This is a genomic window from Prochlorococcus sp. MIT2304, assembly GCF_059772405.1.
Genome location: NZ_CM186286.1, coordinates 213,879 through 231,952, shown reverse-complemented (window position 1 = coordinate 231,952; position 18,074 = coordinate 213,879). Strand labels below are relative to the sequence as shown.

Below are 18,074 nucleotides of genomic sequence, written 5' to 3'. Positions count from 1 at the left end.
TCTATAGATCTATTCTTTTATTTGAGATGAACCTATGAAGGACAGAAACATCTAATTCACCTAAACCAGCCTGAATTAATCTTTGCTCGATTTCTTTTACTCTAGATGCAATGGGTAAATCAATATTTATAGATTTAGCTAACTCAATGGCAATAGATAAATCCTTATGATGCAACTCTAATTTAAATCCCAATGGATGTTTATCAATCAACATTGCTTTTGATCTATTTTCTAATGGCCATGAATTCGCTGCTCCTACTTTTAAAGCAGCAACGACATCATCCATTGGCAAATCAAGCAATTTACCTAATTCCATTGCCTCGGCTACAGCAGCATATGTTCCTGCAACCAGAATCTGATTGAGCGCTTTGACTTGCTGACCTTTACCTACTCCATTAAAGTAATTAATTGATTTACCTAGTACTTTAAATATATGTTCAAAAGATAAACACTCTTTTTCATTTGCACCAATAAATAAAGATAGTGAACCGTTATGAGCACCCTCTGTTCCTCCTGAAACTGGACAGTCAACATAAAAAATATTTTGTCGACCTAATCGTTCATGTATTGAGATAGATTTATTAGGACTTATTGTAGAAAAATCAATAACAAATGAATTAGGCTTTAGTGATCCTGATACTCCATTATCCCCAAACAAAACAGATTCAACTGCATTATCATCAGTCACGCAAATCAAAAGGCCATCGCAGTCACTAACAGCTTCTATAGGGTCAAAAAAATAGTTTCTTTTTACGTCATTATTTAATTTATTTCTCTGATATAAATTCAAATCATAGCCATTATCAATTAGGCGCTGAGACATTGGCTTCCCAATAGCTCCAAGGCCAATAAAAGCTAGTTTCATCAAAATTGGATTTTCATTCAAAACGAACTAAGAGTAATAAGTACAACAAAGATTTGAACTATTACTATAAAAAATTAATATGCTGCCAAAAGAAGAAAATATGATGCGATAATCATCTCATTGAATACTTAAGAAATTGACTAATTTTACAGATTCCAAGAATGCTACTCATCATTGGTATCCATTCTTGAAGTATCAAGAGGAATGTGAAGCCGCTGGCAAGGAAGCTAGTGTTAATGATTGGATGAGAGCTTCAGGGCAACTACAAAACAGAATTGATTTTGAAGAAGCAAAAAAAGCAGCTGAAGCTGAAGCTCTTAAAGCAAAGGCTGAGGCTGCCAAAAAAGAGGCTTAAATAAATAATTTTTAATTAAGAGAAAAATATATACCTCCAAATAATTAGGTAACTTACTGACAGATAAGGAGGAAAAATCTTGTGAAGATCTATCAAACTAGTTGCATCAATGTGAGTCACTTTACTAAGGTTATTTAATTAAGGTCTTAGGCAAGACAAAGCCTAAGATAAATACATATCTGATCCTAAATAATGTCAGAGACCAAAGCCCTAAATGTACTTATCGCCCCCGAAGGCCAATTGCAGGGTAATGGACAATTAAGGGAATCCTTTCATGAGAGAAGGGATCGAAGGGGGTCCGATTATCCAATGTGGTATTTAAATTCCTCATTAGTAAGAAAATTCAGAATTACTGATAAAGAAGGATATGAGGCTGTTGTTGCAGAGGATCCTACGACAATAGCCTGGCTGAAGCTTCGATTCGGAGGAGAAAAGTTAAGTAAAGAACTCAGCATCGATGAGCTTTGGGAGCATGCAAGTTCACCCCCTGAACCACCAGAGATAAAAAATATAGCAATTAAGAAATAAATAGCACTATGAAGCCAGTTCATAAAATAACTATTCACCACAAGCAGGAAGGAAAAACATATTCCTTTGACGTTCCAGAGGGAGAGTATATTTTGAGAAATTTCGAGTCCAAAGATGAGAATGGTGAAATTATTGGAGACAGGCTTCCATTCTCCTGCAGAAACGGTTGCTGCTCAGAGTGCGCAGTTAAAATAATCTCGGGTGAAATGGATCAAGAAGCTTGTATTGGTTTATCAAAAGAGCTTAGAGCTAAGGGCTTCGGTTTGCTATGCGTTTCTAAAGCAATAGGACCTTTGGAATGTGAAACACAAGAAGAGGATGAGGTTTACAACGCCCAATTTGGCAAATATTTTAAAGGACTGGATACCCAAGCAGGCAATCCGTTTGATATTTAAATCCCAAAAATTCTTATTTGTCAGTCCAAAAATTCAAGATATCTCCACCTGTAAAACTAACATCTTTGTCGTATCTCAAAGCATTAGTTGGCTCCATCGGCAAAGCAAATTGCTTAAATATTAAAGAGACAAAGTTAACGAATTTAATTGGTTTGGCTATACCTTTTGTAGAGACAAAGGCTCTAAAGGCATCGATTATGTTATTTCTTAAGTCCCAAAATCTGTTGTCTTCAAGATTAAATACCCATGGAAATGCATTTTTAGCGGTGTGGTTTGTTCTTTTGATAACTTCCTCATCAAATTCTCTGGGCACTATCCCCAATAGCTCATAAAATTCTCCTCTCTCACAAACTGTCAAAGTATGAGTAAGAAAAACACTCCAAAGGAAAAAACGACTTAGAAGCTTTCCTCTCCAACCTTTTGTGATTCCAGGCCAGCATCTCATCATTACAGTAAAGCAATCTCCATGTCTGTTTTCGTCTTGACACCAAGGTTCAAAAAAGTCAAACAAAGGAGCAAAAGCTTCTCCTGGATTAGCTTTAAGATGCCTATCCATCAAAATATATCTCCAATAACCAATTTTTTCTGAAAGGTATACAGAGTAAATAACCCAACTTATGGGGAACCAAGTAGCAGCTCTTTTCCCTCCTAAATGAGGTAAATCCACCTCAATCCCCTCAGCGACAAGTGCTCTACTAAGGAATCCCGCATGTCTTGCTTCGTCTCTGGCTAAAAATTGAAATAGTTTGCCAAGGTCCCTGTTACCCTCTTTCTTTAAACGATTTGAAATCTCTTTAAAAAGAAGGAAGCCTGAAAACTCTGAAATAACTGATCTAACCAAATAGCTCTCATAAGTTTCTTTGGCCTTCTGAGGCAATTCTTTTAATCTGTCTAAACTTGCTTTTCTATCGAAATGAGTACAATTATAATCAGCCTTCATCTCTGAAAGCATCGCTTCAAACTCTTCACGAGCATCAGTTAATTCTGTCTTGGCAGCTTTCTTAAATTCGGTTACATAAAAACGAGGTGTTAAAAGGTTTTCATCTAAATGAGGCGGCAACTCGTTAGTTCCGCGTGTATCAACTCTTAGTTTTGGGGAAGAAGAAGCTGTAGCGGTCATTCAAATTATCAAGCAAGAAAATAATTGTATGTCTTAATTAGAAAAAAAGGTGAATTTTTAATGAGGTAGTAATAGAGCTTTGCGTAAAACGACAAAAAAAGGAACTAAAAAAATATATACAAAATTAATATTTAAGGATTTACAGAAAAAAACCATTAGAGTTGATAATATTTAAAATAGAAATATTACTATTAATTTAATAACCTTTCTAACGAAAGATCGATTACGAATGAATATCTTGTAAGGCTGAAACTGATAAAACTTGATTTTGCAGTGCCTCAATTCCCTTCACTGCAGCACTAGCTCCTTTTAAGGTTGTCAAAGTTGGAACTGAATAGTCTAGAGCTGCTTTCCTAAGATATTTATCATCATAAATTGCTTGACGTCCAATCGGAGTATTTATTACCAACTGAACCTTTCCAGATCGAATCATATCCTCGATATTTGGTCTTCCTTCATGAACCTTAAGAACCCTCTCAACCTTTAAATTAAATTTCTCGAGATACTTGGAAGTGCCAGATGTTGCCAAAACTGAAAAACCTAATTCAATTAATTTTTTTGCTACGGGAATCAATGCTGGTTTGTCTCTATCATGAGTAGATAAGAAAACAAAACCAGAAGTAGGTAATCCCTCACCGGCGGCGAGTTCAGATTTCGCATAGGCCATTCCAAAAGTATTTGCAGATCCCATTACCTCACCTGTTGAACGCATTTCTGGTCCTAAAACACTGTCTGAGCCAGGAAAACGTCTAAAAGGCATAACCGCCTCTTTTATTGCTTGAAGAGGTGGAATTGGTTCTTGATTTAAACCAATATCCTTGAGGCTTTTACTCAAAATCAGCTGGGTAGCAATTTTTGCAAGAGGGATTCCAGTAGCTTTAGAAACGAAAGGAACAGTTCTTGAAGCCCTTGGATTAGCCTCAATAATGTAAACAATCTCATTACCTTCATCATCTCTTTTGACAGCATATTGAAGATTAATTAGACCTACGACATCTAGCTCAGTAGCTAAAGATTTTGTCCAACGCTTGATTGTTTTAATGGAGTCACTAGATAGCGTTATGGAGGGGAGGCAGCAGGCTGAATCACCAGAATGAATTCCAGCAGGCTCAATATGCTCCATTAATCCTCCAATCACAACATCCTTGTTAACATCACACAAAGCATCAACATCTACCTCAATGGCATTCTCTAAATATTGATCAATAAGGATTGGATGATCAGGTTCAACGTTTACTGCTTCCTTGATGTATCTTTCCAACTCATCTTGCTCATAAACAATTTCCATAGCTCTACCACCTAGAACATATGAGGGTCTAACGACCAAGGGATAGCCAACTTTATTAGCGACATCCAAAGATTCTTCGAAAGTTCTAGCGATTCCATTCTTAGGTTGCCTGATATTCAATGTTCTCAAAACCTTGTCAAATTGCTCTCTATCTTCAGCCAAGTCAATTGAAAACGGGGATGTTCCTAATACTTTTGTTGTGAACTTTGTGTTTTCGGGTTTCTTCAACCAATTGACTATTGGTAAGGAAAGTTTTAAAGGTGTTTGCCCTCCAAATTGAACAACTATCCCATAGGGTTCCTCAAACTCAATAACATTCAGAACATCTTCTAGAGTTAAAGGTTCAAAATAAAGTATGTCGCTTGTGTCATAATCAGTTGAGACCGTTTCGGGGTTACTATTTATCATTATAGTTATATATTCTTCCTCTTGAGCTTGATAAGAAGCATGGCAACAACAATAATCAAATTCAATGCCTTGACCAATACGATTTGGTCCTCCACCCAGAATTAAAATTTTATTTTTATTATCTTTTTTAATTTCACTGAGTTTAAGGTTTTTGATTATATTTCCATCTTTATCAATCGTGCGAACTGGTCTTTCATATGTAGAATAATGATATGGTGTTTTCGAGGAGAATTCAGAGGCGCATGTGTCAACTGTTTTATAAACAGGTAATATTTTAAGAGAAGTTCTTATAGATCTAATTGATAATTCATCAGTATTAAGAGCAAATGCAATCTGACAATCAGAGAAACCAATTTGTTTAAGATTGAATAAGAAATTAGGCTCTAAATCCTTAATATTTTTATACTTAAGTAATTTTTCCTCTGCATTTACTATATTCCTCAATTTTGACAAAAACCAAGGGTCTATTTTAGAGAAAGAATATATATCATTATCACTACGACCGTTCTTCATAGCTAATCGCACATACATTATTCTTTCAGGAGAAGGGGTCCTTAATTGTCTTTCCAAGTCAACAGATGAAAGCTTTTCATCATCACGATCACAACCCCAACCACTTAATCCAGTCTCTAGAGATCTTATTGCCTTTTGAAAAGATTCTTCAAAACATCTTCCTATTGCCATAGCCTCTCCAACTGACTTCATCGAGGTGGTAAGTATTGAGGAACTTCCTGAGAATTTTTCGAATGCAAAACGAGGAATTTTAGTAACCACATAATCAATTGAAGGTTCAAAACATGCGGGGGTTTTACCGGTAATATCATTAATAATCTCATCTAATCTATAACCAACGGCCAAAAGAGCGGCAATTTTTGCTATTGGAAAACCTGTAGCTTTACTTGCTAAAGCAGACGATCTGCTAACACGGGGGTTCATTTCAATTACTATAATTTCACCATCAACTGGATTAATTGCAAACTGAATATTGCTTCCACCAGTAGCAACACCAATTTCTCTAATTATTGAAATTGAATAATCTCGTAAACGTTGATATTCTCTGTCAGTTAGAGTTTGAGCAGGAGCTACTGTAATAGAATCTCCAGTATGAACTCCCATAGGATCAACATTCTCAATACTGCATATAATCACAACATTATCTGATAAATCTCTCATAACTTCCAGCTCAAATTCTTTCCAACCTAAAAGAGATTTTTCGATAAGTATTTGAGAAACAGGACTAGCATCTAAACCTGTTTTGCATAATTCTAAAAATTCATCCTGGTTATAAGCAATACCTCCTCCGCTTCCGCCTAATGTGAAAGCAGGTCTGATGATTTTGGGAAATGTAGAAATTTTATTTCCTACTATTTCAGCTTCTTGAAGATCAGAAGCAATGCCAGATGGACATACTTTAACCCCAATATTATTCATCGCTATTTTAAATAAATTCCTATCCTCTGCTTTCTTAATTGCATTTAGATCTGCACCTATTAATTCAATGTTGTACTTATCTAAAATTCCAGACTCTGCCAATTCAACTGAAATATTCAATGCAGTTTGGCCTCCCATAGTGGGCAAAAGAGCATCAGGTCGTTCTTTTTCTATGATTTGTTCAACGACTGAAGCTGTGAGAGGTTCTACATATGTCCTATTTGCCGTTTCTGGGTCGGTCATTATTGAAGCTGGATTTGAATTAACTAAAATGACTTCAAAGCCCTCGCTTCTAAGCGCTTTACATGCCTGGGTACCGGAATAATCGAATTCACAGGCCTGGCCAATAACAATGGGTCCAGACCCTAGTATCAAAATCCGACGTATATCTTTACGCCGTGGCATTTGAATCTCTTGTAAACTTCATTTATGTCACGCATTCTAGGTATCTGTCTATCATCTACTGTCTAGATCGGCAAACTACCACTAAAGTTTAACTAACTATCCGAACAAGAAACAAAGAGTATGAGCGAACTACAGCGCCTCAAAGGGCTGCTGCCACCAGAAAACCAAAGCTGGGTATTTATTGAAGCCGCGGCAGCAATAGATCCTCCCTTAATCACGCTCGAAGAAATTGGGCGAGATGAAGTGGAAATTCAAGTTGATCTGGAGCAATGGGATTACTTAGCTCAAGATCATAGAAATTTATTGTTTTGGCATGAGGTGGGACGCATTCAGAATGACACCATCCCTAGAGATGGTTGGGAAATGGCAGCTCTAGCAATAGGTTTAGGTGGAGCAATTGGGGAGTTATGGGTGCAAGATGGACTGTTGCTTTTAATGGCTCTTGGATTGTCAGGGTTTGCGGGCTACAGATTATATTTAAAAAACAATTCAGAGAAACGTTTACAAGACGCAATCGCAGCTGATGAGAGAGCTATTGATTTAGCTTGTCGATTCGGGTATAGCGTTCCAAATGCTTATAAAAGTCTTGGTGGTGCCTTAAAAGATTTAGTAGAAAAATCTAGAAAGAAAAAAAAGAGAACATTTTACGAAGACAGATTAGAAGCATTGAGGAAAAGTGCTGAAAGAGCAAGAGCAGAAATGGCATCTCAAGAAGGTTCTAAAAAATCAGTTACAAGTGAAAATGTTTATGGATAATAGTAGGTTGATTGAACTAGCTGCAGGAGCTTGCGATGATAGAAAAGCTGGGGATACAAAAATTTTAAAGGTAGATCAAGTTTCTAGTATTGCCGATTGGATATTAATTACAGAAGGTCTTTCCGATGTTCAAGTAAGGGCAATAGTTAACAATGTGGAAAAGACGTTAAAAGAAGAAGCAAATCTACTCCCTCTCAGAAAGGAAGGAATTAATGAAGCAAAATGGGCATTATTAGATTACGGAGATCTGATAATTAATGTTTTTCAACCTTATGAAAGAAAATTCTATGATTTAGAATCATTTTGGAGCAATGGAATCTTTCATGGTTTTACTAATAATCAATTGATAGTATTAAAAGATGGATAATAAAATATGTCCTGTTCCTTCAAATCAAAGGCCATTAAATGAATTTAATAGTATTAGAAATTCCTGGATAATCTCCTGGCCTTTTTTAAAAAGAAGTATTTTCTACAGAAAACTAGTACTTAGTTGGTTCTTAATTACACCAATTAGCTTTACAATATCTTATGGAAGCGATTACCTAAAAAATAATATTTTTGACCTTACTTTTGTAAGTTTCACTGCCTCTCTTCTTTTCCCTATATTATTATTAATTAGGCAATGGTTGAGTTGGTTATATATATATAATCGACTAAATTCTGAAACCATTGAATATGAAGAATCTGGTTGGTATGATGGTCAAATTTGGGAAAAACCAATTGAGTGGAGATCCAAGGATTTACTTATAGCTCAGCACCAAGTAAAACCTATCCTAAATCATTTAGAAATAATAATAATAATAATACTCTTCTCAATTATTTTATTTTCATTGTTATTTATAGTTTTAGAAATGAATTAACTCATGAATATACAAAGCAAATTAGAAAGTAACAATACAAATTCTATGAAAGTACTCGTGAAAAGAGGTTCAAGCGTTGAATCAATTCATAGAGCTCACGCCTCAATTTGTGATACGAAAGGGAGGACATTAATGAAAGCAGGTTCGAGTGAATATGAAACTTTTATAAGGTCAGCATTGAAACCATTTCAGGCATTGCCATTTCTTACGAGTGGAACTTCAGAAAAATTCAATTTAGACAATAGAACCTTGGCTCTCGCATGCGGTTCACATTGTGGTTCTGCGAATCAAGCCAGAACAGCTTTCAAACTCTTATGGAGTGCTGACATAGATATAGAAGAACTCAAATGCCCCATCCCTCAAAATAAAGAAAGCAGGCTTCAACACAATTGCTCAGGTAAACATTCGGCATTTCTGGCAACTTGCAAAAAAATGAACTGGGATCTAGACAGCTATTTAATGGGACATCATCCACTTCAGAAAGAAATATTCAGAAGAGTGTCTGATTTATTGAAAATTCCAGTTGAGGAATTAATTGCCGAAAGAGATGATTGTGGAGCACCAACACTACTTTTGCGCTTGTCACAGATGGCTATTTTATACGCACATTTATCTAGATCAGACCAGCCAGAATTTGAAAAAATAACTCGCGCAATGACTCAACACCCAGACCTAGTAGCTGGTGAAGGGTATTTTGATTCGGAATTAATAAAAAGAGGTCATAAGCAAATAATCAGCAAAGGAGGAAGTGAAGGTATTCAATGTATTGGCCTATTGGGTGAAGGACTTGGACTCTCAATAAAGGTAGAAGATGGATCGAAAAGAGCAAAGCATGCTGTAGCCATTCATCTCCTTCGTCAGCTTGAATGGATCACTCCATCAGCGATAGAGGAACTTGATGAGATGATTCTCCAGAAAAAACCTGGAATCTATTTCGAAGTTGAAGGAAAATTAAAGATCCCTTAACTCAAACAAATCGATCTTTTTAGCCACATAAAGATGTATGCTTTATTTGCGACGCGGGGTAGAGCAGTCTGGTAGCTCGTCGGGCTCATAACCCGAAGGTCGGAAGTTCAAATCTTCCCCCCGCCACCAATTAAAACAAAGCCCTTAGGGGCTTATTTAATGCATTTTTTTCATATTCAAATTAACAAGCTTAAACAAAGATTAGGAAAAGGCAAATTCAAATTATAGCTTGGTCTTTTTAAAGTACCCCATGTTCAAACCACAGATATAATCCAAACATCATAAACATAGTCAGGAAAGGGGGGTTCAATTCTCAACCTGAGTGCTTGCGAAACGATGCTCAGAAGTTTAGATCTTCATCCAATCAATAATCAAAGAAGCCATTCGGATAATCTCTTCTTTAATCCTATTTTTTATACTCAGCAAGGGAAATTATATAATTATTTATTTTTACAAATTTATAGATAAAGTTAACCAATCGATCAGAAAGACTACTTACTATAGTATAAAAAAAAATTCTAAGCCCAAACTATACATATGAAAAAAGATAATCTAAAGAGAATTATAAAACAGTTCGAAACCTTGCTAGAAGAGTTGAAAAGTGAGGTCTATTCTGACAAAGATTCATATGTTCATCCGTGGGATGAACATATGAAAAACACGCCTAGAATTATCAATACAGAAGACGATGACGGTTACGCCGATTAGCTAACAAGAAACAGGAAAAATAAAAAAAGTGTAAAGAACAATCCGTTTTCCTTTTTTTAGTACAACTACCTATTGCTCTAGAGGAATTTCAAAAGCAAATTATGTGAAAGTGAGAAAATCCTATGCCTACTTTCCCTCAACTTGTAAAAGCCACCCCCCAGGGAGGCACTATTCATAAATATCAACTTTCTGGCGGAAAAACTTCTTTCATGAGATATCTAGGTTGCTACCTTGGCACATGTAAATTCTGCAATGATATTGAAGAAGCATCTGAATTCATATCAAGCATAGAGCTTTCTCCCAAAACCCTTTGAAAAATAGATTTCATAACACAGAAAAGATACAACAGTACATGCTTCAACGATAAAAATACGTTCAAGTTTTTTTATGTAAATTTAATCGATACTCGAAGGCATTAGATGCTATTTTTTTTGAGTCTTTAAGCACATAAGGAGAAAACTCTTTTAATGAGATGAAAATCATCTCATTAAAAGATCTACTCAGTTATGAAAGAAGAAAAAAGAAAAATTAATAAAACATTTGAATATGAGAAGAATAATCTCATTAGATCTAGTTTTAATGAGAATCAAAGCGTAAATAATCTTGAGAATATTTCTCAAAAGCCTTCCAATCAATTAACCAATGGACTTTTAGGGTGGTATTCAGTATCTAGCAGCGAGTCAGTAAAAGATGGAAAATTAAATCACTTCACGATTTATAATGAACCACTAGTTTTGTATCGTGATAGAGAAGGCATTGTTAGATGCGTAAAAGATGTATGCCCACATAGAGGAGCATCTTTTTTAGGAGGTGAAGTTATAAACGGTCAACTTGTTTGTCCTTATCATGGTGCCAGGTTCTCCTCTCAAGGTAGTTGTACAAATTTAGATAGAATAACTTGTCAGCATATTATTGACTCTAATTATGATAATTACGCAAAAAGCATAAAGCTTTTCCAGTATCCATGTGTAGAAAAAGAAGGTTATATCTATATTTATTATAATGGTAAACCTCTTGCAAACATAGAAGACTTTGAAATAAAGTCTTCTATCAATAGCCTGCTTCCTGATTCTTATGGATTTCCTTCTTTAGAATATGAATATGAAGAGGTATATGTAGATTTTAAAGCCGATTGGGCAAGAATCATTGAGAATCACTTAGATATATTACATGTATTCTGGATGCACGGAGACACTATCCCCGACAAAAATGTAAATAGAGATACTATAACTAGCTTTAATCAAAAGATTAAACGAGATAATAGGCAGATAGAGAGTATATATTCATATAAAACAAATGGGCAGGAAGAGTTTATAAGAATAAAGTTTGTGCCTCCTGGCAGGATTTTTATATATAAGGGATCGCCAGAAAGCACAAGATATATTCAAGTTCTTGATCATATTCCACTCGGAAATAATAAAGCAAGAGTTATTGTAAGGCATTATAGAAAGTTCCTTAAAAATAAACTTTTCACAAAACTAGTTTTATTTAGTCATCTTCAAAGAAAGACATTTTATAAGATTTTTACTGAAGATTATTTAGTCTTAAAAACCCAAACTTTTAATGAACAAATGGGTTATATACAAAAGGATAATGTTAAGTTATTAGGTGAAGATAAAATGGTTCAATATTATTGGGATTGGCTTCAAAATGCATTAAATAAAGAAAAACCTTGGGATTTGCATCCAACTAATTCATTAACTAATTCAGTTCATGAAGACAGAGGCATGCTATATCCACCAGAAAATCCTAATATGGCTATAAAGAATAATAGAAAAATAAATATCAAGCTTTTAACTCGCTTATTATTCCCAATAAGTTTTATTCTATTATTCATTTAATTAAGATCAATTATAACTTTAAATACCTATATAAATGAGAGTTGATCCTCAGAAAAATCTGTTAGCCTGGGCTAGTTTTAAAAATATAACTGTATATATTGATCAAAAAGAAATACTATCGAATATAAGTATTAATCTAAACTATAGTGAAAATACAGTAATCTTAGGCCCAAATGGTTCCGGTAAATCAACTTTTTTAAAGTTATTAAATAGATCCATATATCCGATTTCCCAAAATGACAGCTCGTTAAAACTTTTTAGCAAGGAAAACATAAATATTTGGGATGTAAGAAGAAGAATTGGATTTCTCTTCAAAGAAATGGAGAAAAGGGTAAATAATGGAGTAAAACTTTATGATGTAATCACATCAGGATTTTCTGGCACATTTAATTCTAGGTATTCCAAATTTCTTACAGAAATACAAAGAACTAAAGTTAAAAATTTAATAAATGAATGGGAACTAGATAATATTATTCAAAATGATTTCAATACATTATCTGATGGACAGAAAAGAAGGGCTTTACTTGCTAGAGCTCTTGTTTATGAACCAAGTATATTAGTGCTAGATGAGCCATTTTGTAATTTAGATATAAAGTCAAATTTCATATTAAATAAAAACTTAAATAAATTAATCGAAAACTCAGTAGATATAATTTATGTGACACATAAATTAGAATCAATTCTACCTAAAACTAATAGAGTAATTCTAATAAAAAAAGGAAAGATCATAGAAGAAGGTGACCCAAATGACATAATAAATTCAAAAGTAATCAGTGATCTTTTTGAAATATCAATAAATATAGTAAAACAAAATGGGTACTGGAGAGGTATTCCTCTGGGAAACTAAATTATCACCAGAAGAAAAGAAATAATTATTATGCAAATAAAGAAAAAATATTTATTGTTAATCAAAGAAATACTAAAGTTATTTCTTTGATTATACCCTGATCTTCTAAGACCAAAGGGGGTTCCACATGAATTACATACTAATCTTCCTGACAAAGCACGGTCAGCTCTCAAATTATAGCTTCCACAAACCAAACATTTATTTGAAATCATTAGAGTTGAATTAAATCAAATTTTCTTCTAAGAATGATAATGGTGTAGTCATATTACTTGAGTAAACTAATAAACTTTCAGGAATAAATTTATATAAGACCTCATCTTTTTCATTAAAAAGTATTGTCGCCCCTCTCTGCGTTAAGAAAGATGGTTCAGGAACATATATTTTCCAATTGGAAAGAATTTCAATCATATTCATAAGTCTCCTTGTGGCAAGCTCAAAAGGACGTAAATTTTGTTTTTTAGAAAAAATATCAAACATATCACCTTTTAATAAAGTGAAAGGTCCTATTTTTATATCCTCATCATAATCAAATAAGCTCTTAGAATTTCTATCCCCCAAGTAACCTCTTAAAACCTCCTTAATTGTACCTCTAGAATTTATACCAGCACACATGATCAATAAATTAATTATTGATGGAAGTGGCGAGACAAATCCAACATTGAGATTAAGTTTTTTATGAAGATCAGCATTCCTCAAGGCAACGACATTTTCAATATCTATCTTATTGAACCTACAAAAAAACTCTTTAGACTCTTCACTACCAATACCCGCCAACATCAAATCAACTGAGTTCTCTGTAAGTCTCTTTACTTGACCAGATAATTGTTGCGCATATTCAAAACTATCAAAATCAGCAAAAGAGCCCAGCAAAACTATTAGGGTTTTTCTTTTATCGAGAAATATATTTTCACTTCCAAGAAACTCTTCGATGATATTTTTGTAATTCATAGATTTGTCTTTGTTTTCAAAATAACAAAGTTTGAACGTGAAACAACAAATTTTATCTTCAGTATAAGCAAAAATCATAGTGTCTATAGGGACTTTGCATACAAAATCGACCCATAACATGAAGATCATATTAAGTAGCAGATGTTCTTGAAATATGTACAAAACCTACAATTTCAATAAGCAATGTGAAGGGATATGGAACTTAAAGACCTATAAATATATCCTCTTACTGTTCTTTGTTTATTTCTCGTGCAGACCTACGGGAATCCTAGCGTTACCTATGACTGGTACGCGGGTAATTCAGGGACGGCCAATCGCTCCGGAAAATTCATCGCTGCGCATGCTGCCCATGCTGGTTTGATGATGTTCTGGGCAGGTGCGTTCACTTTATTTGAGCTAGCTCGTTATGACTCATCCGTCGCGATGGGTAATCAAAACTTGATCTGCTTACCTCACCTTGCACAACTTGGAATAGGTGGAATCGAAAACGGAGTAATAACTGAGCCTTATGGTTGCACGGTTATTGCTGTACTTCACCTAATTTTCTCAGGTGTTCTTGGTGCTGGTGGAATTCTTCACTCAACAAGATATGACGGTGATTTAGGAAATTATCCTGAAGGAAGTCGTCCTAAAAAGTTTGACTTCGAGTGGGACGATCCAGACAAACTTACATTTATTCTTGGCCATCATCTTCTTTTCCTAGGTTTGGCAAACATTCAATTCGTTGAATGGGCTCAATATCATGGAATTTGGGATAGTGCTCAAGGTGTTACACGTAAAGTTGTATACAACCTAGATCTAGGAATGGTTTGGAATCACCAAGCTGATTTCCTTCAAATCACTAGTTTAGAAGATGTTATGGGCGGCCATGCTTTTCTAGCATTCTTCCTAATGATTGGTGGTACATTCCATATCATTACTAAGCAATTCGGTGAGTACACAGAATTCAAAGGTAAAGGACTTCTTTCAGCAGAAGCTGTTCTTTCCTACTCACTAGCTGGTGTTGGCTACTGTGCACTTGTTGCAGCTTTCTGGAGTTCAACAAACACAACTGTTTATTCAACAGAATTCTTTGGAGACGTACTTCAACTCAAATTTGATTTCGCTCCTTATTTTATCGATACCGACGCATCACTTGCGACCGGAGCTCATACAGCAAGAGCTTGGCTTGCAAACGTTCACTTCTATCTTGGCTTCTTCTTCATCCAGGGACATCTCTGGCATGCATTAAGAGCTATGGGATTTGATTTCAGACGCGTAGGTAAAGCGTTCGACAATATGGAAAACGCAAAAATCACTAATGGTTAATCATTGATTTGATTTCATTAATGAGAAAAAAGACCCGCAAGCGGGTCTTTTTTTTTGCAATCTTGTAGTAGAAATAAATACAAACCTTCTCACACTTATGTCACAATTGACTAACCCAAAACTAAAATAGTGAAAAATAAAATTCGTTTTGATGTGATTTTTTATACATAAGGTCGCAAAAACTCTCAAGAGCTTGTTGCTATTGAGAATCGGTTGCAAAAAGCATCTTTTCCTGTGTAAGTTAGAAATTAATTCAAGCTCCTTTAAAAATTCAATGAGCTTTAGAAGCTACTCAGAGCCACCTTCTTCAGCGGTTAGGATGGCTACAGGACAATCCGTACTCATAGACCCATCCTCGAGAAGAGGAGATACATGCCTAGAAGTTATAGACGGCATAGCTCGTGTTTACTGTCCTTGCGAAGAGACAGAAGGAATGACACTGGCTTTCTTGCAATCAGGCGACCAATTAAGAACTGATCGTTTATGTAGTGAAGGAGTTTGCGTAGAAGCTTTAACCCCTCTTTGCTTTATAAGTGACGCTGAAACATCAGCAGAATCAGGAGGTTATGATCCAGTTAATGAGTGGACTCTGCAACTACTCAGAATTAGACACTTAGGGAATGCAGAACAAAGACTTCAAGCCTTATTTGCTTTACTAGTTAATCGATTAGGGAGAAGATGTGGTGACTGGTGCAAATTACCCTTTAGGCTTACACATGAAAGAATTGGAGAATTAATAGGTTCTACTAGAGTCACTTCCACTCGTTTAATTTCAAGACTGAGAACTGCTGAATTACTAAAAGCACCATCGGGTGATCCAACACTAAGTCTTTCGCCAGAGTTTATTGAGACAGCACCTTTAACTGCTTAGAGATAATGAATCAATACAGGTACTCTTATTCTGAATCTATTGTTTTATCACTTTGCAAAGAGATAGAGTACATTAGAATTAGATCAAAGGATATAAACAACTCTCTTAAAACTTGTCATAACAAAATTCTTTCAAAAAGGTTAATTTTGGAGCTTGAGAAGTTGAACAAAAATAGATTAAAAATTTTAAATATATCTAAAAATATGTTCGAAATAAATTCTAATGATTTATCTTATGAATTTTTGTTAGAAATAACAAAAAGATCTAATTTGATTCAACAAACATAAAATCAATTTAGAAGAGAAGTTTTATTAAATTTATTTTTTATTTAATTCGTTATCAATAAGGAACAATGCGGAAGGATCATTGTTAGCAAATTTGACTTTACCTAGCAAGTAAGCCATTTCATCTTCTGATTTAATTTGTTCGTCAATAACAGGATCAAGGAATACAGTGGTACGAGTATCATTCGATCTCTCTGCTAAAGAATAAAGTTGTTGAATAGAGGTTGTTACGTCAGCCTCCATTTGGAAAGACAAAGTTACTAATTCTTTAACTGTATTCCATTCTTGTATTGGTTTAGTAACTTCTTCAAGTTCAACAGTTTGACCACGAGCAATCATATATTTCGCGAAGTTAAATCCATGCTCTTGCTCAGATAAGGATTCCCTTTTGAAAAATGAAGAAAACCCTCTCAGTTCTCTCTCAAGGAACCAAAGGGACATAGCAAGATATTGCGCACTTGAGACCCTTTCAAGAGAAGTATGTTGACAAAGAGCCTCAAGAAGATCAACATCCATCGGCTGCGCTATAGCACGGCCTGAAGGACCAACGTGAAGACCTACTGAAGTGGATGTAACTGATTGCATCGCAAAATAGCTAGGCCAGAGAGAAAGTACATTGCCCAAATGATAGGCCCTTTTGTATCATTTTGTTGTCATTAAGCTAAAATTTAATTTTTTTTAATTTGAAAATGAATCTCAATTGCGAAAAAAGATTGAATACAATCTACATAATATTAAACTATTTAGAAATTAGATTTAATTTTTTCTGGAAGAATTATAAATTTTTTTTCATGAATTGCTTCAACTTTACATTTATCTCCAATAGATAAATGTACATCTAAGCTCATCTCCGACCTTAACTTTAGACCATTACTAATCACAGTATAGACAAAACAATTGATACGATATTCTTTTGATAATACTGTAAAAATACCATTAATACAAGCTTCAATTCTGATAGAGTTTTGATCGAATATGCAAACTGATTTGGATGAGATCGATGTGTCTGAAGGAAAATTCAATTTTCCAATACATGTGGAATAGGAATCATCAATGTATTTAATAGGCAAGATATTTTTTTGCAATACAAATTGTGCTACAAAATCATTTGATGGGCTTGAAACCATCTCAAGGGGTGTTGAGTATTGTTGAATTTCACCAGTTCTTAATACAGCAATCCGATCACAAATAGCCAATGCTTCATGAGGGTCATGAGTTACTAAAAGCGCAGATGCTGAACAGGATTTTAAAACAGAAGATAATTCTGACCTCAATCTAGATCTAACTTCAACATCTAAAGAACAAAAAGGTTCATCCAACAAAACCAACGAGGTACCAGGAGCCAGGGCACGAGCCAAGGCAACTCTTTGACTCTGGCCACCAGAGAGTTCGTGTGGATATCTTTTTTTAAACTCATAAATATCCAATAAATTTAATAGCCAGTTTGCCCTTTTAATAGACTGTTCTTTCTTGTCAATGCCAAAGCAAACATTATCCCAAACATTCAAATGAGGGAAAAGCGCATAGTCTTGAAAAACCATACCTATTTGTCTTCTCTCAGGAGAAAGGACATAATGTTTATTTGAGATTGTTTGCCCATTTTTTTTTATTGATCCGCGCCTAGGCTTATCAAAACCTGCTATCAATCTAAGAAGAGTAGTTTTTCCGCACCCCGAGGGACCTAACAATCCAACCAATTCTCCAGGTCTTAGAGATATATTAATATCCTTTAAAACCCAATTATCATTTTTATTAGGTTTAAACTCATGCCATAAATTTTTAATTTCTAATTCAGTATTAACCAAAACTTTTTTGTATATTCTATTCATAAGAAATCCATAAAAAACAAACTAACCACAAAAGGAAAAGTCATTGAACAAAAATCACTAG

General features: G+C 34.7%; 18 protein-coding genes and 1 tRNA gene. 13 read left to right on the top strand and 6 right to left on the bottom strand.

The features are described 5' to 3' along the window. Position 1 precedes the first annotated feature (1 nt). Positions 2-865, bottom strand: a complete 864-nt coding sequence (locus tag AC6EIY_RS01205; protein ID WP_498507142.1) for an NAD(P)-dependent oxidoreductase — start codon at positions 863-865, stop codon at positions 2-4. Positions 866-1,001: 136 nt separating this feature from the next. Here AC6EIY_RS01205 and AC6EIY_RS01200 point away from each other — a divergent pair, with 136 nt between their 5' ends. From AC6EIY_RS01200 to AC6EIY_RS01190, 3 genes are all read left to right on the top strand, one after another. Continuing rightward, on the top strand, positions 1,002-1,220 hold the full coding sequence (locus tag AC6EIY_RS01200; RefSeq protein ID WP_498507141.1) for a hypothetical protein: 219 nt from the start codon (positions 1,002-1,004) through the stop codon (positions 1,218-1,220). A gap of 192 nt (positions 1,221-1,412) precedes the next feature. Beyond that, the gene (locus AC6EIY_RS01195) at positions 1,413-1,748 is read left to right on the top strand and encodes a hypothetical protein (protein ID WP_498507139.1); all 336 of its coding nucleotides are present in this window, start codon (positions 1,413-1,415) and stop codon (positions 1,746-1,748) included. Between the two features lie 8 nt (positions 1,749-1,756). Then, positions 1,757-2,143, top strand: a complete 387-nt coding sequence (locus AC6EIY_RS01190; protein WP_498507138.1) for a 2Fe-2S iron-sulfur cluster-binding protein — start codon at positions 1,757-1,759, stop codon at positions 2,141-2,143. Positions 2,144-2,156: 13 nt separating this feature from the next. Here the strand turns inward: AC6EIY_RS01190 and acsF are convergent, their stop codons facing one another. After that, complete coding sequence (gene acsF, locus AC6EIY_RS01185) at positions 2,157-3,263, bottom strand: magnesium-protoporphyrin IX monomethyl ester (oxidative) cyclase (RefSeq protein ID WP_498507137.1); 1,107 nt, start codon at positions 3,261-3,263, stop codon at positions 2,157-2,159. Between the two features lie 223 nt (positions 3,264-3,486). Beyond that, positions 3,487-6,795 carry a carbamoyl-phosphate synthase large subunit gene (gene carB / locus AC6EIY_RS01180; protein ID WP_498507136.1) on the bottom strand — a complete coding sequence of 1,103 codons (3,309 nt, stop codon included), beginning with the start codon at positions 6,793-6,795 and terminating at the stop codon, positions 3,487-3,489. 120 nt (positions 6,796-6,915) lie between these two features. Here carB and AC6EIY_RS01175 point away from each other — a divergent pair, with 120 nt between their 5' ends. From AC6EIY_RS01175 to AC6EIY_RS01140, 8 genes are all read left to right on the top strand, one after another. Then, positions 6,916-7,551 (top strand): DUF3318 domain-containing protein, encoded by a 636-nt coding sequence (locus AC6EIY_RS01175; RefSeq protein WP_498507135.1) that lies wholly within the window; start codon positions 6,916-6,918, stop codon positions 7,549-7,551. Further along, entirely contained in the window at positions 7,544-7,918 is a 375-nt protein-coding gene (gene rsfS, locus AC6EIY_RS01170) for a ribosome silencing factor (protein WP_498507133.1), read from the top strand. Before AC6EIY_RS01175 ends, rsfS begins: the two co-directional genes overlap by 8 nt. Then, positions 7,911-8,411 carry a CGLD27 family protein gene (locus AC6EIY_RS01165; RefSeq protein ID WP_498507131.1) on the top strand — a complete coding sequence of 167 codons (501 nt, stop codon included), beginning with the start codon at positions 7,911-7,913 and terminating at the stop codon, positions 8,409-8,411. Before rsfS ends, AC6EIY_RS01165 begins: the two co-directional genes overlap by 8 nt. A 45-nt stretch (positions 8,412-8,456) precedes the next feature. Further along, positions 8,457-9,377 carry an asparaginase gene (locus AC6EIY_RS01160; RefSeq protein WP_498507130.1) on the top strand — a complete coding sequence of 307 codons (921 nt, stop codon included), beginning with the start codon at positions 8,457-8,459 and terminating at the stop codon, positions 9,375-9,377. A gap of 52 nt (positions 9,378-9,429) precedes the next feature. After that, positions 9,430-9,506 (top strand) — tRNA-Met (locus AC6EIY_RS01155). Positions 9,507-10,207: 701 nt separating this feature from the next. Continuing rightward, complete coding sequence (locus tag AC6EIY_RS01150) at positions 10,208-10,399, top strand: hypothetical protein (protein WP_498507128.1); 192 nt, start codon at positions 10,208-10,210, stop codon at positions 10,397-10,399. Between the two features lie 192 nt (positions 10,400-10,591). Further along, a complete protein-coding gene (locus tag AC6EIY_RS01145; RefSeq protein WP_498507126.1) occupies positions 10,592-11,926 on the top strand; it encodes a Rieske 2Fe-2S domain-containing protein in 1,335 nt (444 codons plus the stop codon). 34 nt (positions 11,927-11,960) lie between these two features. Continuing rightward, positions 11,961-12,773: an ABC transporter ATP-binding protein gene (locus AC6EIY_RS01140; protein WP_498507125.1), complete on the top strand. Its 813-nt coding sequence runs from the start codon at positions 11,961-11,963 to the stop codon at positions 12,771-12,773. A gap of 222 nt (positions 12,774-12,995) precedes the next feature. Here AC6EIY_RS01140 and AC6EIY_RS01135 read toward each other — a convergent pair whose 3' ends face one another. After that, positions 12,996-13,721: an AhpC/TSA family protein gene (locus AC6EIY_RS01135; RefSeq protein WP_498507124.1), complete on the bottom strand. Its 726-nt coding sequence runs from the start codon at positions 13,719-13,721 to the stop codon at positions 12,996-12,998. 249 nt (positions 13,722-13,970) lie between these two features. Here AC6EIY_RS01135 and AC6EIY_RS01130 point away from each other — a divergent pair, with 249 nt between their 5' ends. Both AC6EIY_RS01130 and AC6EIY_RS01125 read left to right on the top strand, forming a co-directional pair. After that, a complete protein-coding gene (locus AC6EIY_RS01130) occupies positions 13,971-15,029 on the top strand; it encodes a chlorophyll a/b binding light-harvesting protein (protein ID WP_498507123.1) in 1,059 nt (352 codons plus the stop codon). A 274-nt stretch (positions 15,030-15,303) separates the two neighbouring features. Further along, positions 15,304-15,900: a Crp/Fnr family transcriptional regulator gene (locus AC6EIY_RS01125; RefSeq protein ID WP_498507122.1), complete on the top strand. Its 597-nt coding sequence runs from the start codon at positions 15,304-15,306 to the stop codon at positions 15,898-15,900. A 317-nt stretch (positions 15,901-16,217) separates the two neighbouring features. Here the strand turns inward: AC6EIY_RS01125 and AC6EIY_RS01120 are convergent, their stop codons facing one another. Further along, positions 16,218-16,769: a ferritin gene (locus tag AC6EIY_RS01120; protein WP_498507121.1), complete on the bottom strand. Its 552-nt coding sequence runs from the start codon at positions 16,767-16,769 to the stop codon at positions 16,218-16,220. A gap of 158 nt (positions 16,770-16,927) precedes the next feature. Beyond that, positions 16,928-18,013 carry an ABC transporter ATP-binding protein gene (locus AC6EIY_RS01115; RefSeq protein WP_498507120.1) on the bottom strand — a complete coding sequence of 362 codons (1,086 nt, stop codon included), beginning with the start codon at positions 18,011-18,013 and terminating at the stop codon, positions 16,928-16,930. Between the last annotated feature and the right edge of the window lie 61 nt (positions 18,014-18,074).

Coding starts and splice junctions, on each gene's coding strand:
- AC6EIY_RS01175 (WP_498507135.1), top strand. CDS start 6,916: ATGAGCGAACTACAGCGCCTCAAAGGGCTGCTGCCACCAGAAAACCAA.
- AC6EIY_RS01135 (WP_498507124.1), bottom strand. CDS start 13,721: ATGAATTACAAAAATATCATCGAAGAGTTTCTTGGAAGTGAAAATATA.
- AC6EIY_RS01160 (WP_498507130.1), top strand. CDS start 8,457: ATGAAAGTACTCGTGAAAAGAGGTTCAAGCGTTGAATCAATTCATAGA.
- rsfS (WP_498507133.1), top strand. CDS start 7,544: ATGGATAATAGTAGGTTGATTGAACTAGCTGCAGGAGCTTGCGATGAT.
- AC6EIY_RS01205 (WP_498507142.1), bottom strand. CDS start 865: ATGAAACTAGCTTTTATTGGCCTTGGAGCTATTGGGAAGCCAATGTCT.
- AC6EIY_RS01125 (WP_498507122.1), top strand. CDS start 15,304: ATGAGCTTTAGAAGCTACTCAGAGCCACCTTCTTCAGCGGTTAGGATG.
- AC6EIY_RS01120 (WP_498507121.1), bottom strand. CDS start 16,769: ATGCAATCAGTTACATCCACTTCAGTAGGTCTTCACGTTGGTCCTTCA.
- acsF (WP_498507137.1), bottom strand. CDS start 3,263: ATGACCGCTACAGCTTCTTCTTCCCCAAAACTAAGAGTTGATACACGC.
- AC6EIY_RS01145 (WP_498507126.1), top strand. CDS start 10,592: ATGAAAGAAGAAAAAAGAAAAATTAATAAAACATTTGAATATGAGAAG.
- AC6EIY_RS01150 (WP_498507128.1), top strand. CDS start 10,208: ATGCCTACTTTCCCTCAACTTGTAAAAGCCACCCCCCAGGGAGGCACT.
- AC6EIY_RS01115 (WP_498507120.1), bottom strand. CDS start 18,013: ATGAATAGAATATACAAAAAAGTTTTGGTTAATACTGAATTAGAAATT.
- AC6EIY_RS01140 (WP_498507125.1), top strand. CDS start 11,961: ATGAGAGTTGATCCTCAGAAAAATCTGTTAGCCTGGGCTAGTTTTAAA.
- AC6EIY_RS01195 (WP_498507139.1), top strand. CDS start 1,413: ATGTCAGAGACCAAAGCCCTAAATGTACTTATCGCCCCCGAAGGCCAA.
- carB (WP_498507136.1), bottom strand. CDS start 6,795: ATGCCACGGCGTAAAGATATACGTCGGATTTTGATACTAGGGTCTGGA.
- AC6EIY_RS01190 (WP_498507138.1), top strand. CDS start 1,757: ATGAAGCCAGTTCATAAAATAACTATTCACCACAAGCAGGAAGGAAAA.
- AC6EIY_RS01165 (WP_498507131.1), top strand. CDS start 7,911: ATGGATAATAAAATATGTCCTGTTCCTTCAAATCAAAGGCCATTAAAT.